Raw genomic sequence first — 15,623 nt, 5'->3', positions numbered from 1 at the left:
CTGGAGATTGATTGTACCGACCGTCTGGTCTAACTTTCGCTGAGGGACGCGAAGCCGCGCAACGGGAGTCAGTCATGAGTGACAAGACCGTCGAAGAAGCCACCGATCTGCGGGCCGCGGGCTGGAAGGCCATGCGGGCCGCCCTGCCGGGCGTGTTTCCCGAGGAGGAAGTCGACCTGCGGGACGGTCGCCTCGGGGAAGAACTCGTCGACATCGGCCTCACCAGTGTCTGGGGGGCGCTGTGGGGGCGTGCGGGCCTCGCCCCGCGCGATCGCAGCCTGGTCACGCTCGGCATCCTCATCGCCCTGGGGGCGGAGACCGAGCTGAAGACCCACGTCCGCATCGCGCTGACGAACGGGCTGACCGAGGACGAGATCGCCGAGGTCATCTACCACTCCAGCGGCTACACCGGGTTCCCCCGGGCGGTCGCCGCGCGCACCGCTGCACGCGAGGCGCTGGAGGGCTGACACGGCCGCCGGCCGGGGCGTCAGCCGCCGCCACCCCACATCGAAAGAGCCGAGGAGTACACATGTCACTGCAGGGAAAGGTCGCGGTCGTCACCGGCGGCGCGCGGGGAATCGGACGCGGGATCGCGACCGTGCTCGCGGCCAAGGGGGCCGCCGTGGCGGTCTGGGACCTGAACACCGAGGGCGCCGAGAAGACCGTCGCCGAGATCCAGGCGGCGGGCGGCAGAGCCCTCGCGGTGGGCGGTGACGCCGCCGATGCCGCCGCCGTGGCCCGGTCCGCCGCGCGCACACGCGAGGAGTTCGGGCCGGTCACGATCCTGGTCAACAACGCCGGGACGACCGCCTACGAACCCTTCACCAACATCAGTGAGGCGTCCTGGGACCGCATGATCGGGATCAACCTCAAAGGCCCCTTCCTGGTCACCCGGCAGCTGATCCCCGACATGGTCGACGCGAGCTGGGGCCGGATCATCAACATCTCCTCGTCCTCCGCCCAGACCGGCGCCCCGGCCATGGCCCACTACGCCTCCTCCAAGGGCGGCGTCATCGCCCTCACCAGGGCACTGGCGGTCGAGTACATCGAGAAGGGCATCACGGTCAACCACGTCCCGCCGGGCTTCATCGACACCCCGCTGGTGCGCCAGGGCCCCATCGACGTGGAGGCGGCCGCGGCCACGATGCCGATGAAACGGGCCGGCACGCCCGAGGACGTGGCGCACGCGGTGGCCTACCTCGCCTCGGAGGAGGCGGGCTATGTGACCGGCCAGACGTTCGGCGTCAACGGCGGGCGCTACGTGTACTGACCGGCCCTCTCTTCCGCACCGCACACCGCACACCGCACGAACTCTGCACTGGAGCCACGCATGAGCATCGAGGACGACGCCACGGCCCCCGCCCACGTCCTGGTCGTGGGAGCCTCCGCGTCCGGACTGACCACCGTAGAGGCCCTGCGCCGCAAGGGCTACGAGGGCCGGATCACGGTGCTCGGCGACGAACCGCACGCCCCTTACGACCGCCCGCCGCTGTCCAAGCAGGTGCTCTCCGGAGCCTGGGAGCCGGACCGTGCCGCCCTGCGCGCGCAGGACGTGCTCGACGGCCTGGACGCCGAGTTCGTCCTCGGCGACCCGGCCGTCTCCCTGGACCCCGCGACCCGCACGGTACGCACCGGGTCCGGGCGCGAGCTGCGGGCCGACGCGATCGTGATCGCCACGGGCGTACGGCCACGCGCCCTGCCCGGCCACGAGGGCCTGACCGGCGTGCACGTCCTGCGCACCCTCGACGACTCCCTCACCCTGCGGGGGGAACTGCTCGGCGCCACCCGCGTCGTGGTCGTCGGAGAGGGCGTCCTCGGTTCCGAGATCGCGGCCACCGCCCGCACCCTCGGCCTCGACGTCACCCTCACCGGTCCGCTCGAGGCACCGATGGCCCTCCAGGTGGGCCCGCTGGTGTCGGGAGTGCTCGGCGAACTGCACAGCGAGCGAGGCGTACGGCTGAGGCTGGGCACCGGCGTCGAGGGGTTCACCTCCGAGGCGGGCCGGGTCACGGGCGTACGGCTGCTCACGGGCCAGGAGCTGCCGGCCGACGTCGTGGTCGTCGCCATCGGTGCCGTCCCGGCCACCGAGTGGCTGGCGGACAGCGGCCTCGAACTCGACAACGGAGTGGTCTGCGACTCCCGTTGCCGTGCCGGGGAGGGCATCTACGCCGTGGGCGACGTGGCCCGCTGGCACCACGAGCACCTGGGCCGGCTCCTCCGCCTGGAGAACCGGACCAACGCCACCGAGCAGGCCATGGCGGTCGCCGCCGACATCCTCGGCGACGGCCGGCCGTACACGCCGGTTCCGTATTTCTGGACTGACCAGTACGACGCCAAGCTCCAGGTGCACGGCTTCCTGCCCGTGGACGCCGAAGTGGACGTCGTCGAGGGCGACCTGACGGCCCGTCGCTTCGTCGCCCGATACCGCAGCGAGGGCCGGGTCACCGGTGTTCTCGGCTGGAACATGCCCAAGCAGGCCCGCCTTCTGCGCCAGTCGGTCGTCGACGGGCTGCAGGCTCCCACCCCCACTCACTGAACGATCGGAGAACTCCCATGAAGGTTGTCGTCGACGAGGACAAGTGCGTCGCCGCCGGACAGTGCGTGTCGGCCGCCCTGGACGTGTTCGACCAGCGCGAGGAGGACGGCATCGTCATCGTCCTCGACGAGAACCCGCCCGCGGAGGTGGCCGACGACGTCCGCAACGCCGCCGCGGTGTGCCCGGCGCTGGCCATCCGCATCGAGGAATAGCACTCCCCAGCTTCCGCCGTTCCCCCCACACCCCCTATCACTGGAGGAAACCATGGCCGAGACGCAGCTCGCCCCCGACGAGCAGGTCTACTACTACCAGGACGACCGGGACCCCAAGTGCCCCTTCGCCCCGGCGCCGGGACTGCGCGCCCTGAACGAGAAGGCCCCGATCACCCGGGGCCGGATCTGGGACGGCAGCACCCCGTGGCTCGTCACCGGCCATGCCGCGCAGCGCGCCATCCTGTCCGACCCCCGGGTGAGTTCGGACGACAAACAGCCCGGGTTCCCGCTCCCGAACCAGGCCATGGCGGAGAACGTCCAGCACCACCCGCTCACGATCTTCAACGCGGACGGCGCCGACCACACGCGCATCCGCCGCATGATGACCCGGCCCTTCACCCGTCCTCGGATGGAGACGCTGCGGCCGAAGATCCAGCAGTTCACCGACGAGCTGATCGACAAGATGCTGGCCGGCCCGAACCCGACGGACCTGGTGACCGCGCTCGCCCTGCCGCTGCCCTCGCTGATGATCTGCGCGCTGCTCGGCGTGCCGTACGAGGACCACGACTTCTTCCAGGAACACGCCTCCTTCGCCACCCGGAGCGACAAGACGGCGGAGGACGACCGGCGGGCGAGCGAGGCCCTCGGCGGCTACCTGGCCCAGCTGATCCGGGTCAAGATGGAGACGCCCGGAGACGATGTGCTCTCCGACTTCGCCGCCCGGGTCAAGGACGGTGACCTCACCCTCCCCGAGGCCACCCTGCTCGCCATGATCCTGCTGATCGCCGGTCACGAGACCAGCGCGACCATGATCACGGTGGGTACCGCCCTGCTGCTGGAGAACCCCGACCAGCTGTCGGCGCTGCGCGAGATCGACGACACGAAGGCCGTCGCGCCCGCGGTGGAGGAGATCCTGCGCTATCTGACCGTCGCCCAGTTCGGGCAGCGGCGGATCGCTCGCGAGGACTTCGAGTTCGAGGGCGTGCAGATCAAGGCGGGGGACGGCATCGTCGTCCCGCTGCCTGCCGGCAACTGGGACCCCACGGCGTTCCCCGAGCCCGAGAAGCTCGACCTCACCCGCAAGGCGACCCACCACCACGCCTTCGGCTGGGGCATCCACCAGTGCCTGGGCCAGCAGCTCGCTCGTATCGAGCTCCAGGTCGTCTACGGCACCCTCTACCGGCGCGTCCCGACCCTCCGCCTCGCCGTCGACCGCGACGAACTCGCGTTCCGTCCGGCCGACGCGCTGGCATTCGGCATCGCCGAGCTGCCGGTCACCTGGTAGCCGGCCGCCCTTCCATCGTTCCGCGGGTCCCTCTCGTACGGGCGGGACCCGCGGCCGTATCCGCAGGACAAAGGAGTCAGGCATGAGCGAGTTCAGCTTCGAAGGACGCGTCGCCGTCGTCACCGGCGCGGGCCGGGGGATCGGCCGGGCCCATGCCCGCCTCCTGGCGGCGCGGGGGGCGAAGGTCGTCGTCAACGACCTGGGCGGATCCATGGAGGGCGACGGCTCGGACGCCGGACCCGCCCAGAAGGTCGTCGACGAGATCACCGCGGCCGGTGGCGAGGCCGTCGCCGACACCCACGACGTCTCCACGCCGGCCGGCGGCGAGGCGATCGTCAACACCGCGATCGAGCATTTCGGGCGCGTCGACGTCCTCGTCAACAACGCCGGGATCATCCGGTGGGCAGGTCTGCCGGAGGTCGACGCGGAGAACCTGGAGCGCCATCTCGCCGTGCACCTCGTCGGCTCGTTCAACACGCTGCGCGCCGCCTGGCCGCACTTCGTGGAGCAGAACTACGGCCGGGTCGTCCTGACGACGTCGAGCGGCGTGTTCGGACTGCCCAACAACCTGTCCTACGCGGCGGCCAAGGGCGGCACGATCGGACTGGCCCGCAGCGCGAAGCTGGCGGGCGAGCCGCACAACATCAAGGTCAACCTGATCGCGCCGGCGGCCATGACCCGGATGGGCGGCGGCCCCGAGGAGGAGCCCACGGAGGCGGTCCCGGGCCAGCCGTACATGCCGTCGGACGCGGTGGCGCCGATGGTGGCGTACCTCGCCCACGAGAGCTGCCCGGTCAGCGGCGAGATCTACACGGCTGGCGCCGGCCGCTTCGCCCGTCTCTTCATCGGCTCGACCGAGGGATACGTGCACCAGAGCGGTCCCGCGACCGTGGAGGACGTGGCGGGGAACTGGGACGCCATCAACGACGAGAAGGGCTACTACGTGCCGTCGGACCTGATGGCCTGGTCGGGCGCGTTCCTGCAGCACCAGTTCGCACCGGGCGCGGACGCGTAGGCGGGCGGGCGGCGACACGGCGAGGGGGCGTGTCGCCGCGTCGGTCGCGGTGTGGAGGGTGTGGCCGAGGGGCCGGGCGCGGACTGCCCGGCCTCTCGCGCTGTGCCACGTAGATCAAGGGCCACGGGAGTGCGTGCCAGGGCCCGCCGCGCCGGTATGAGCCGACGGGCGGGCCGCAAAGCCGTGCGGTCAGGCCGCCTGACCGACTTCCGCCTCGTCGAGGCGCTTGCTCCTGGGGATGAGGAGGACGAGCAGCGCGCCCACGGTGCAGCAACCGACCACCAGCCACAGGCCGTTCGTGAAGCCGGTGTCGAGGTAGAACTGGGTGCCCTTCAGGACCGCGCCGTGCTGGGCCATCACGACGAAGGCCAGCTGGGAGACGACGATCTGCGCGACGCCCTGGCCGAGGGTCTGGGCGCCGTTGGCCAGCGCCTGCTCCTCGGGGGTGACCACCTCGATGATCATGATGGGCACGACGGCCATGACCATGCCCGTGCCGAGCCCCGCGATGAGGCCCATGCCCACGATCTGGGGTGCGCTGTGGTGCAGTTGGGTGCCGATGCCGTAGCCGAGCACGGTGAGCGCGGAGCCGGTGCCCAGGAGGATGCGGGCATCCGTCCGGCGGGCGAGGAAGCCGGTGCCGACGGCCGCCACGAGAATCATCGCGCTAATGGGGCTGGTGACGATGGCGTTGTGGGTGCCGGACCAGCCCAGGCCCTCGGAGACGCGAGGGATGGCGGGCATCAGGATCAGCAGCTGGATCACGACGCCGACGGCGCTGAGCGAACCGGCCGCGATGGAGGTGGCCAGCAGGACGCTCCACACCGGGCGGCGCCGTGTCATGGCCGGCGGGAACAGCGGTTCGGTGACCCGGCGCTCGACGAGGACGAAGGCGATCAGCGCGACCAGCGCCCCGGCGACATAGGTGGCGAACCTGCCGCTGTCCCAGCCCCAGTGCGAGCCCTGGCCGACGGCGTACACGAGCGCCGTGATGCCGCCGCCGAGGAGGATTCCGCCGAGCCAGTCCATCCGGCCGCCCACCGTGCGGACCGGGCTTTCGGGCACGAAGGCCGCCACCAGGACGAAGCTCGCGGCGGTGCTGATGGCCATGAACCACAGCACGCCGCGGAAGCCGTAGTCGTCCAGGAGCCAGCCGGACAGGAACGGCCCGCCGAAGGCGACGAGTCCCACGCCGCCCGCGAGGATGCCGCTGGCGAGCCCGACCCAGCGGCGGGGGAACACGTCGCGGGTGATCGCGTAGGCGAGCGGCGCGGTGGCGGCGTAGATGCCCGCGATGCCCCGCCCGATCAGCAGCGTGCGGTAGTCGGTGGCGACGGCGGCGATCAGGTCGCCGATGAAGCCCAGCCCGGTGGCGACGAGCAACACCTTCTTCTTGCCGAAGAGGGCCGCGGCCTTGACCGCGAACGGCAGGAAGAAGGTGCCCGTCAGCAGGGTCATCAAGGTGAACCACGCGATTTCCGTGGTCCGGAAGTGGATCGCGACGTCGGCCTGGACGATGCCTGACAGGGCGGCCATAAGGGCGACGAGTTGGACGGTCCACACGAGTGCGATGACGACGAGCACGTTGCGTGTGGCGGAGGGGGTTCTTTCCTGGGTGGGGGGAGCGGTGGTTCGGGTCTGTGACATGGGGTGCCTTCCCGTGGAGCGGCTGACGGAAAGATAGACCTAACGGTCGGTACAACGTGCGAGGTGCGCAGGAAAGCAGATGTGTGGCCTGTCGCCCGGATCAGGTCCCGCTCAGTGGAACCCTTGTGTCATGGGGGAGTTTGCTTGACTTGAGCAAGTTAGGGATTGACTTACTCAGGTAAATCGCCACCTGGGGTGGGGCGCTCTCCGCGTCTGACGAAGAAGGGGCAGATCGCGGGATTTCTGGTGACGTACCTGGCCGTGGTGCCACTGGACACCGAGCGGGCGAAGACCCTCGACGTCACCGGCGCGAAGGCCGTGCTCCAACGGTTGCGGCCGGCTGAGGCACCAGTTCGGCGCCCGGCCAGCCGACCGCTCATGAGCATGGTCATCGACCACAGCACCATGGCCTCGTGCACGGTCGGCAGCGTCTCGTAGTCACGCACCAGGCGACGCGAGCGCATCAACCAGTCTGACGGGCCCGGTCGACCAGGCCGCCGGCATATCCGCCGTCCGCCCAGACGAGGCGGGGGGAAGTACATGTTGCGCAGCCGATCGACCAGTGGGACGGCGGCGTCGCGGTCCTGCACGTTCGCCGCGGTCACTGCTACGGCCAGGACCAGACCGAGGGAGTCCACCACCGGGTGGCGCTTGCGGCCGCCCACCTTCTTCCCGCCGTCCAGCCGGACGTCGAGCGCGGGATGTTCGCCGCCGCCCGCACCGACTGCGCGTCCACGATGGCGGCCGTCGGGTGAGCCAAGCGGCCTTCTACAGGTTGCGCGGATTTGTAGTGCCCCGTCTCGGGAACCGCCCGATCACAGATGTACGGCGGTCACCTGATGCCGGGCAACCAGGTCATCGGCATCCAACTAGCCTCGGAGTCCAGGCTGAAGGCCCGATTTGCATGGTCCCACATCGTCGCGCTTGCTGAGGAGATGGACCCCGCGTTCGAGTTGCTCATCTGGTATGGGGCACTTCAAGGGCTGCGCAGCATGGAGGCCACCGCCGTGCGTCAAACCGACATGAAGTGCAGACTGCGGAAGCTCGAGGTTGTGGAGCAGCGCCAGCACGGAAAGGCAGTCCCTTTGAAGACTGCCCACAGTTCCGCCGTCGTGCCCATGGGGTCGTTTCTCTTGGAGAAGTATGAGGCGCACATGGTGAAACGAACGGCACCACCATCTGCAAGCAGGAGCTCATCGAGGCTGAGGCCACCGACGTGATCGGTGCCGCCCCGGGCGAGCACTCCGAGACGCGCACGACCTGGCGCAACGGCCACCGCGAACGCCTGCTGACCACCCAGCCCACCTCGCCCGAGCCGCAGATCACGCCGCAACCGGAATCGAAACCGCTGCCCTGACTACACCACCCAGCGGGACATGACCAACGCCGCCGCAAAGACGGCTGAAGTCCGAGCTGACGCGATGGCTTGCAAGTTTGGACCCCGACCAGGTCATCGCCGACCATGAGCGCAAGGTGCCGCTTCCCAGTCACACTTGGCAAGAGGCTGGCTGGTTCCTCACGTTTCAAGCGATCCCCCGCAGCCCAAGCAAACGTGGCAATCCATCCAGCCGGACAATCGACTCCTACCCCTCGGTACGGGTGGTCGAGGACGGATCGGAGCGAGTGCTCGACGCCGTCACATACAAGGGCGGGAAGTATGGTGACCTGGAGCTGCCATTCATCGTGGCGGTAGGCCATGCTGCCGACTTCCCCGAAGATGAGGACACTGAGAGCGCACTGTTCGGGAGTACGGTTGAGTACGCCTGCGGCAGCGGATCGATCTTCAGTCGAAAGCCTGATGGCTACTGGACTGCCACCTACGACCATGCCCACAGCCGTGTCAGCGGCGTACTCGTCGTGAACAACCCAGCACCCTGGACCTGGACGATAAACACTCCCGTTCTCTGGCAAAGCCCGGATCCCGCCTCGCTTCCGGCTCCCATCTTCCCTACGTGGGCAACCGCGCGACTGGCTGGGACTCAGGTTGAGCGCCGGCCCGCGATTCGTTCCGTCCACACCGCTCTCGGTCTGCCGGAACGCTGGCCAACCGGCGACGCCTTCCCCTCCGGAGTGACCGAGATGACGGCAGCGGCACCGTCAGTCCTGACAGCGGCAGCCCGGTGAGATCACCTCATGCGCACGCCAGCGTTCGGTGGGGGCCTCTGCGTGGACTGGGATGCCGATCCACCGGGTTCGGGGAGTATCCGTCGCGCACCGGGTGGACGCCCTGATCGGCCAGCCGACGCTGTGCTGCATCCGGACGAAACGGCCTGCGGCCGCGGGCCGAAGGCTGGGAGGCGGATGTGGCTTGCGGGTGGGTTCTCGCCCGCCGGGCCGCGCTCTAGGCTGCGACCGCTCCGAAATCTGGCGATCTTCTGAAGGGTGTGCAAGATGAACCGAGCTCTCATGACCGCATGGGCGGCAGCAGCATTGGTCGTGTCCGGGGGCAGCACCACCGCCTTCGCTTCCGATGCCCCGCCGCGAACCACGCACGGTCCTTGCCAGTACACCCAGACCCCGGACGAGCCGGCGGCGCGGCGGGTTCCCCTGCCGCCCGACCCGCGGCACACGCCCAGTCACGGCACGGTGAGTATGGCTGTCCGGACCAGCCAGGGCCCGCTCCCGCTGAGTCTGGACCGGGCGAAGGCGCCGTGCACGGTCCAGAGCTTCGTGCACCTGGCGGCGCACCGGTTCTACGACCGTACGGTGTGCCATCGGCTGACGGCGTATCCGACGCTGAAGGTCCTGCAGTGTGGTGACCCGACCGGCACTGGCGAGGGTGGGCCGGGGTACGACTACAAGGACGAGCTGCCGGTGGACCTGCCGCCGGCACCGAGCGATCCGACCGGCGTCCGTCGCCTTTATGGGCGCGGTTTGCTGGCAATGGCCAACGCCGGGCCGAACACGAACGGTTCGCAGTTCTTCGTCGTCTACGGCGACTCCGCGCTGCGACCGAACTACACGGTGTTCGGCACGGTCGGTGCCGCCGGCCTGAAGACGCTCGACAAGGTCGCTGCTGGCGGAATCGAGCCAACTACGCAGGACCCGGCGCCTGTCGACGGCACGCCCGTGCTGCGGACCGAGCTGCTCAGCGTCCGGCCGTCCTGCCGGCCCTGATGAACTGTGGTGCGGTCACCGTGGGTCCAGCTATGTGCCTGGTCTCACGGCGATGTGAAGCAGCCGTTGCTGAATGCCTCGTGCTGCAATTCGCTGTGACGCTGGGCGGGCCGTCGGACGGGTAGTGCGTCAGGGGCCGCAGGGGCTCCAGAGCTCGAGGACGATGTGTCCGGCCAGGCACCGCAACTGCGCCTGGCCGGACACATCGCTTTCTGGTGAAGGCAGATCGGGACCCGATGGCGGGGACGCACCACCGGACGGCAGGCTCTCCTCACCCTGGCTCATCTGCGATGCGGTGGCACCTACACCCAGCTCGCCGCCGGTTCGGTATCGCCACCGCATACCGCTACATACGCGAGGCCGTCGAAGTACTGGTCCTCCTCGCATCCACCCTGGACGAGCGTCGCCGACGGACGAGGCGATGAGCATCGCGCGGCCCATGGCGTTCGTGATCCTGGACGGCACGCTCGATCGGCCTTCGTTTCACCTGACACCTCACACCGACAGTGAGTTGCGTTCGTCTCGGACGTGGCCAACCGCCGGCTTCACGGGCAGCACGGCCAGTGGGCCAGGACAAGATGCCGTGGTGACGGCGTTCTCGTCGGCCCCGTCCAGCATCGGTCCGCGCAGATAGCAGTCGCCTTTGGCGGGCTGGTCCTTCCGCGGCACCGAGGCGAACACATCTGCCACGAAGAACGCCGTCTTCGCCCGGACACGGTTTCCCGAACAGGCTCAACAGGAAGACCTAACGGAGTCCTATTGGCTGGCCGCCCGGTTCAGAAGGCGTGCGCCATCAGCTCCGCGAACAGCGCCTGTTCGTCGACCTCGAGGCCCCGCGAGCGGAACCAGCCGCAGATGTTGGCGCAGTCGCGCTGGAGGAAGTTCATCCCGTTGAGGTTGCCGACCAGGTCGACGATCTGGGGCAGGTCGATGATGACCAGCCGCTCGCCCGCCGCCAGGATGTTGTACGCCGAGAGGTCGCCGTGCACGAGGCCGTTCTGCACCATCGTCGCGAGCGCATCGGTGAGCTGCTCGAAGTACGCTGCCAGCAGCTTCGGTGAGGGGCGAGTCTGGGCGAGCCGGGGCGCGGTCGCGACGGTGCCGTCCTCGTCGACGACGGTGATCCATTCCATCAGGATCTCGGTGCCGTCGATCTGGACCGGGTAGGGAACCGGTAGTCCGAGGTCCCAGAGCCGCACCAGTGCACCCCACTCGGACACCGCCCACTCGCCGGCCGCGACCTGCCTGCCGAAGGTGCTCTTCCGCTTGAGGGCCCGCTCGTCACGTGAGCGCTTCATCGAGCGGCCCTCGGTGTAGGACGCGGAGCGGTGGAAGGTCCGGTGCTCGGGAGAGCGGTACCGCTTGGCTGCCATGACCACGCTGGCGGTGGGGTCGCGCGGGTCGGCGCGCTCGACGAGGTGGACGTCGGCCTCCTTGCCGGTCTTGAGGACGCCGAGCTCGGTATCGATCGCGCCCTGCGAGGTCACCACCCAGTCAGGGAGCGGCTCGGGGCCTCGGCAGAGGGGTTCGACGCTGAGCCATGTCGACCAGCGCTGGCCGTCCTCGAGGTCGTCGTAGGGACGGAAGTCGAAGACGAACCGGTCGTCGACGTCGCTCAGGTCGTCCGGCGGTGGGACGTAGCGGTGGGGGTCGGTGCTGGAGTCGTCAGGAAATGCCGGGTGCTGAGGGTGCTGCGAGAGATCGTCGTGAGACATCGCTGGAGGTGCTCCATGAGGCATGAGAGAGGTGGTCTGCGGGCAGGCCGAGGGCAGTCGTGGTCACGGTCGTGCCTCCTCTCGTGGAGCACCGGGCAGCTCCCGGTGTCCCGCCCATGGTGAGGGGCGGACACGGGGAGCGGCAACCGAATAAAGCCGGCCCGCGTCGAGCGGTGCCGTAGGTTCCCGGCGTGATCCTCCGTCCGGGCTCGTCCCAGCCCTGCTCGGGCCGACGCTGGTGCAACGGCTGGAGTTGCCGGGATCGGAGGAGCAGGGGAGAGGTGGACCGGCTCAACGGTCGACGGGGCGGACCACCACGGAGGTGGCGGTTGGCACCGTCTCCACCCACGCCTCGACGCTTCGGGCCACCGGGCCCTCGCTGCGTGCGGCGAACTTGACCGGCTGACCGGCGAGTTCGAGCAGCAGCTCGCCGAAGACGTCCGCCGGAATGGCGGTCACGACGTTGCCGGAGGTACCCACGAGGTCGTCGCCGTGCGGTGTGACGGCCGTCTGATCGCGCATCAGCGCACGGCTGAAGCGGTACGTCAGCCAGCCCGTGCCCGCTCCGCAGACGGCGCCCGAGGCGGTGGCGACCACGGGACCGGTGCCGGCCGCCCCCATGGTGATGGCCCCGCCGAAGCCGGTCATCGCCACGAATCCGGTGACGACCGGCAACGACAGCCGCCCATCGAGACCGTCCAGCGTGCCGTCGAGCACACTGTCCAGCACTCCGTCGAAGACCAGCGACAGGGCGAGCAGCACGACCCCCGTGATGCCGATTCCAAGAAACCAGGCCAGGCGTGCCGTCACCTCTCACCCGTCGCTGATCTCCGGCTTGATGGAAGCCTGACTCGATGGGACGGGCCGGTTGATTGCCGTATTCCGGCAGTCTTTACGCCCATTTGATGCCATCTTTCGGCGGGGTGACGGGTTTCCAGCAGTGGTGTCAGCCGCGCGGGCGGTGCCGCATCCATGTCACGAGACGACGGGGTGGCCAGGGTGGCCGGCGCGAGCGAGGTGAGGAGGAGACGAGAGCACGCAGCCGGACACCTCACCGTTCGGCAGAACGGCCGCCCGACCTCGCCCGCAGTTCCCGCACAACTAATCCACCGTCGACACCCGGCCCGGCAGCGCAGCACGCCCGACGGCCCGCACATGATCGGCCCGCTGGTATCTCGACCGCTCCCGGCCCGGACACCACGAACTGCGCTACTTCCCGCGCCCCGGGGAGGACATGCGCCGGGCCAGGGTAGTCGCCCCGGTCCTGGAGAGCCTGGTCACCGGCTCCGGCCGTCCGGGCCGTCCCCTCCACGACATCGGCTTCCGCGGCCTGACGTTCGCATACGCCACCTGGCTGGCGCCCAGCGAACCCGCCGGGTTCCCCGCCGCGTGGAGCATGTACCTGCGGCCCAGGAAGGGCGGAGATGCGAGGCTGCTCACGGTGCCCGGCACGGTAGCCTTCCGCACCGCCGAGCGGATCACCTTCGAGGGCAACCGTTTCACCCACCTGGGCGCCCAGGCACTGGAGTTGTCCGAGAACAGCTCGCACAACGTCGTCGACGGGAACGTCATCAGCGACGTCTCCGACGGCGGCATCCTGATGGGGGTGGTCCCGCCCGACCAGAGGGGGACCAACCGCGGCAACCGGATCACCAACAACTGGATCCACCACATCGGCGCGGAGTACCACGCGGCCTCCGGCATCTGGGACACCGCGACCCAGGAGACCACCATCGCGCACAACCAGGTCAACGACGTCCCCTACAGCGGCGTCCTCTCCGGTCCCGGCGACGACCTGCGGGGCATCATGCATCGCAACCGAATCCTCGACAACCGCGTCTACGCGACGAACCGGCTCCTCGAGGACGGAGGGGGCATCTATCTGCGCGGCGAACAGGGCAACTCCTTCGCCGACGGCGCGGTCATCAGCGGCAACGCGGTGACCGACAGCAAGTACGGCGACTGGAACGTCGGGATCTACACCGATGACAGCACCAACTGGGTCACCGTGGACCGCAACACCGTCTACAACTACGTTGCCTCCATCGGCGGTTGCAGCGAGGAGTGGGGCAACCGCCCCGTCCAGAACGTGCGTTACCGCGGCAACGTCTGGGACGACACCGTCCCCGCATGGGTCGAACGACGGGAGTACCCCGGAGCCTGGCCCCCGGCCAACAAGCAGGACCCGGACGACAAGGGGTGCGGAGACCCGCACGGTCTCGCGTTCACCGACAACACCCTGCTGCCTCCCCGCAACCCCGGCCTGGCCTGCGCCACCAACACCGCCTGCGCCGCCGTCCTGACGAAGGCCGGCCCTCTCCCGTCCTACCGCCAGGGCTTGGGCATGCCATGACGGAAGGCGAGTCGCATGCGCGCTTACCGATCAGCCGACCAGTTGCGGCGGCTCGGCCTGCGGCCCGTGCTCGCCACCGGCGACCGTGAGGCGCCCGCCCGCCCGGACGGTCGCGCGGGAGCTGGGCATCGGTGTACGGGGGTGGGGGCACCGTGGGCAGGGTGAAGCCGGCCGCTTGTCCATCTCCAGCCGGAACGTGCCTTCTTGGTCCGCCCCGGATCCTGGTGCCTTCTGCGCCGGGCCCCGGTACTCCGTGGCCCGGCGCTGCGAGCCGCGAGCGCTACCGCTTCAATTCCCGCCCGCCGAACGCGCCCGTCCCGGCCGCCTGGTCCCACCAGGTCTCCAGGCCCGGCTGGTCGAGCGTGGGCCAGTTCGGGGTCTCCTGGACCAGGGCCCGCCCGAGCCGTCGCCCCAGGTCGACCATGACTCGGCCGGAGGGTGCCCGGTCGGCGTCGTAGGCGACCAGGGCCTCTGACCAGGTGGCCGCCGACATCAGGGCCGATTCCAGGATCGTGGCGTCCTGCAGCGCCTTGACGGCGCCTGCGCCGGTGTGCGGACGGGCGACCGTGGCGGCGTCGCCCATGAGCAGGGCCCGGCCTACCGCGTAACGGGGCGCTGTGAAGTCGTACATGGGTTGCAGGAACAGCTCGTCGTGTGTCGTCGCCCGCACCAGGTCGCCCCAGTAGGCAGGCAGCAACTCGGCGGCGAGGTACGTCAGATGGGCGCGCAGTGCGTCGCCTGCGGTGCCCGGAGGCAGGCTGGTGGGCGTGTGCATACCCTGGTCCAGACCGGCTGGTGGGGCCGTGTACAGGATCCAGTTGACGCGGTGCCCGCCGGTCCCGTCCGGGATGCGGTACACGACGAGGTGACCGCCCTGGAAGACGACGTACGCGCACTCGTCCTCGGCCCACAGCTCCGCGTCGCGCAGCCGGTCTGCAGGGTAGGCGCCGCGCCATGCCAGGTAACCGGCGTACTGGGGGCGGACGTCGGGATACAGGGCCGCCCGGACGGTCGAGCGGTAGCCGTCCGCGCCGATCACCACGTCGTAGTGCTCGGTGCGCCCGCCCGAGTGCACCTCGGCGCCCTCGGGTGTCAACTCGACGGCCTCGACCGCCGATCCGGACCGGAAGACCGCCGTCTCGGGCATCCGGCGGCGCAGCTCGTGCCAGAGGGAGCCCCAGTTGTAGCTGCGAAATGGGAACGGATTGGTGGCGATCTCACGGCCCAGCGGGGCGTTCGGCATCGCGTTGTCCCGGACGTACCAGCGGCGGTGGACTATCCGCCCCCACGGAATATGGGCATCGAGGTATCCCGCCGACTCCAGTTCCGCGTAGCGGGCGTTGTGCATGGCAACCCCGACCCCGCGGTCGGCCAACCGCCCCTGCGCACGCTCGTACACCGTGACCCCCTCGACCCCGGCCCGCCGCAGTGCGAGTGTCGCCGCGCATCCCGCGATGCTCTCGCCGACGACCACAACCCTGCCAGCACGCATTCCGCTCTCCCCAAGTTGGCTCTCTGCTGTGTACGGCGCCGTCCGGCACGTCGTGCCGAGGCCGCAGGCGTGTGCCCGGACATCATCACGGAACTGGGCGTTTCTCGAAGCCGGATCCCCACGGGTTGTCGAGGAAGAAGCGCCACCTGCCGTCCTTGTCGGAACAGGTGGCGCCGCCGTCCCGCCACCGCCGTCTCCAGCACGGAGCGAACTCGCCAGTGTTGTTGTCCGATTGTTCCGCTCAGCGGAAC

17 protein-coding genes and 2 pseudogenes are annotated in these 15,623 nt (G+C 69.5%); 13 read left to right on the top strand and 6 right to left on the bottom strand.

The window, feature by feature from the left end:
- Nucleotides 1–74 precede the first annotated feature (74 nt).
- The 6 genes from AB5J56_RS06155 (at nucleotide 75) to AB5J56_RS06130 (ending at nucleotide 5,048) form a co-directional block, all read left to right on the top strand.
- The gene (locus AB5J56_RS06155) at nucleotides 75–467 is read left to right on the top strand and encodes a carboxymuconolactone decarboxylase family protein (protein WP_369230823.1); all 393 of its coding nucleotides are present in this window, start codon (nucleotides 75–77) and stop codon (nucleotides 465–467) included.
- A 62-nt stretch (nucleotides 468–529) separates the two neighbouring features.
- Complete coding sequence (locus AB5J56_RS06150) at nucleotides 530–1,270, top strand: SDR family NAD(P)-dependent oxidoreductase (RefSeq protein ID WP_369230822.1); 741 nt, start codon at nucleotides 530–532, stop codon at nucleotides 1,268–1,270.
- A 60-nt stretch (nucleotides 1,271–1,330) separates the two neighbouring features.
- Nucleotides 1,331–2,536 carry an NAD(P)/FAD-dependent oxidoreductase gene (locus tag AB5J56_RS06145; RefSeq protein ID WP_369230820.1) on the top strand — a complete coding sequence of 402 codons (1,206 nt, stop codon included), beginning with the start codon at nucleotides 1,331–1,333 and terminating at the stop codon, nucleotides 2,534–2,536.
- A 17-nt stretch (nucleotides 2,537–2,553) separates the two neighbouring features.
- Complete coding sequence (locus AB5J56_RS06140) at nucleotides 2,554–2,748, top strand: ferredoxin (protein WP_369230818.1); 195 nt, start codon at nucleotides 2,554–2,556, stop codon at nucleotides 2,746–2,748.
- 52 nt (nucleotides 2,749–2,800) lie between these two features.
- Nucleotides 2,801–4,033, top strand: coding sequence for a cytochrome P450 (locus AB5J56_RS06135; protein ID WP_369230816.1), 1,233 nt, complete (start codon nucleotides 2,801–2,803; stop codon nucleotides 4,031–4,033).
- 82 nt (nucleotides 4,034–4,115) lie between these two features.
- Nucleotides 4,116–5,048 carry an SDR family NAD(P)-dependent oxidoreductase gene (locus tag AB5J56_RS06130; RefSeq protein WP_369230814.1) on the top strand — a complete coding sequence of 311 codons (933 nt, stop codon included), beginning with the start codon at nucleotides 4,116–4,118 and terminating at the stop codon, nucleotides 5,046–5,048.
- 189 nt (nucleotides 5,049–5,237) lie between these two features.
- Here AB5J56_RS06130 and AB5J56_RS06125 read toward each other — a convergent pair whose 3' ends face one another.
- Nucleotides 5,238–6,695, bottom strand: a complete 1,458-nt coding sequence (locus tag AB5J56_RS06125; protein ID WP_369230813.1) for an MFS transporter — start codon at nucleotides 6,693–6,695, stop codon at nucleotides 5,238–5,240.
- A 246-nt stretch (nucleotides 6,696–6,941) separates the two neighbouring features.
- Here AB5J56_RS06125 and AB5J56_RS06120 point away from each other — a divergent pair, with 246 nt between their 5' ends.
- Entirely contained in the window at nucleotides 6,942–7,133 is a 192-nt protein-coding gene (locus AB5J56_RS06120) for a hypothetical protein (RefSeq protein WP_369230812.1), read from the top strand.
- 140 nt (nucleotides 7,134–7,273) lie between these two features.
- On the opposite strand, the pseudogene AB5J56_RS06115 reads toward AB5J56_RS06120, so the two are convergent.
- Nucleotides 7,274–7,375 (bottom strand): annotated as a pseudogene (locus AB5J56_RS06115) (transposase); the annotation flags it as partial.
- A 159-nt stretch (nucleotides 7,376–7,534) separates the two neighbouring features.
- Between AB5J56_RS06115 and AB5J56_RS06110 the strand changes: the two are divergent.
- From AB5J56_RS06110 to AB5J56_RS06090, 5 genes and pseudogenes are all read left to right on the top strand, one after another.
- Nucleotides 7,535–7,915, top strand: coding sequence for a hypothetical protein (locus tag AB5J56_RS06110; protein WP_369230811.1), 381 nt, complete (start codon nucleotides 7,535–7,537; stop codon nucleotides 7,913–7,915).
- Nucleotides 7,912–8,052, top strand: a complete 141-nt coding sequence (locus AB5J56_RS06105) for a hypothetical protein (protein WP_369230809.1) — start codon at nucleotides 7,912–7,914, stop codon at nucleotides 8,050–8,052. Before AB5J56_RS06110 ends, AB5J56_RS06105 begins: the two co-directional genes overlap by 4 nt.
- A gap of 77 nt (nucleotides 8,053–8,129) precedes the next feature.
- Nucleotides 8,130–8,819: a hypothetical protein gene (locus AB5J56_RS06100; protein ID WP_369230808.1), complete on the top strand. Its 690-nt coding sequence runs from the start codon at nucleotides 8,130–8,132 to the stop codon at nucleotides 8,817–8,819.
- 267 nt (nucleotides 8,820–9,086) lie between these two features.
- Complete coding sequence (locus tag AB5J56_RS06095; RefSeq protein ID WP_369230806.1) at nucleotides 9,087–9,812, top strand: peptidylprolyl isomerase; 726 nt, start codon at nucleotides 9,087–9,089, stop codon at nucleotides 9,810–9,812.
- Between the two features lie 219 nt (nucleotides 9,813–10,031).
- Nucleotides 10,032–10,281, top strand: a pseudogene (locus AB5J56_RS06090) (transposase family protein); the annotation flags it as partial.
- A 26-nt stretch (nucleotides 10,282–10,307) separates the two neighbouring features.
- Here the strand turns inward: AB5J56_RS06090 and AB5J56_RS06085 are convergent.
- The 3 genes from AB5J56_RS06085 to AB5J56_RS06075 all read right to left on the bottom strand — a co-directional run bounded on the left by AB5J56_RS06085 (nucleotide 10,308) and on the right by AB5J56_RS06075 (nucleotide 12,325).
- Nucleotides 10,308–10,502, bottom strand: coding sequence for a hypothetical protein (locus AB5J56_RS06085; RefSeq protein ID WP_369243175.1), 195 nt, complete (start codon nucleotides 10,500–10,502; stop codon nucleotides 10,308–10,310).
- Nucleotides 10,503–10,588: 86 nt separating this feature from the next.
- Nucleotides 10,589–11,527 carry a serine protein kinase RIO gene (locus tag AB5J56_RS06080; RefSeq protein WP_369230805.1) on the bottom strand — a complete coding sequence of 313 codons (939 nt, stop codon included), beginning with the start codon at nucleotides 11,525–11,527 and terminating at the stop codon, nucleotides 10,589–10,591.
- Nucleotides 11,528–11,818: 291 nt separating this feature from the next.
- Nucleotides 11,819–12,325 carry a hypothetical protein gene (locus tag AB5J56_RS06075; RefSeq protein WP_369242375.1) on the bottom strand — a complete coding sequence of 169 codons (507 nt, stop codon included), beginning with the start codon at nucleotides 12,323–12,325 and terminating at the stop codon, nucleotides 11,819–11,821.
- Between the two features lie 436 nt (nucleotides 12,326–12,761).
- On the opposite strand from AB5J56_RS06075, the gene AB5J56_RS06070 reads away from it, so the two are divergent.
- Entirely contained in the window at nucleotides 12,762–13,880 is a 1,119-nt protein-coding gene (locus tag AB5J56_RS06070) for a right-handed parallel beta-helix repeat-containing protein (protein WP_369230803.1), read from the top strand.
- A gap of 280 nt (nucleotides 13,881–14,160) precedes the next feature.
- Here the strand turns inward: AB5J56_RS06070 and AB5J56_RS06065 are convergent, their stop codons facing one another.
- Nucleotides 14,161–15,372: an FAD-dependent monooxygenase gene (locus AB5J56_RS06065; RefSeq protein ID WP_369230802.1), complete on the bottom strand. Its 1,212-nt coding sequence runs from the start codon at nucleotides 15,370–15,372 to the stop codon at nucleotides 14,161–14,163.
- Nucleotides 15,373–15,623 lie beyond the last annotated feature (251 nt).

The organism is Streptomyces sp. R21 (assembly GCF_041051975.1).
In the GTDB taxonomy this organism is placed as follows: Bacteria; Actinomycetota; Actinomycetes; order Streptomycetales; family Streptomycetaceae; genus Streptomyces.
This window is presented reverse-complemented; position numbering and strand designations above follow the sequence as displayed.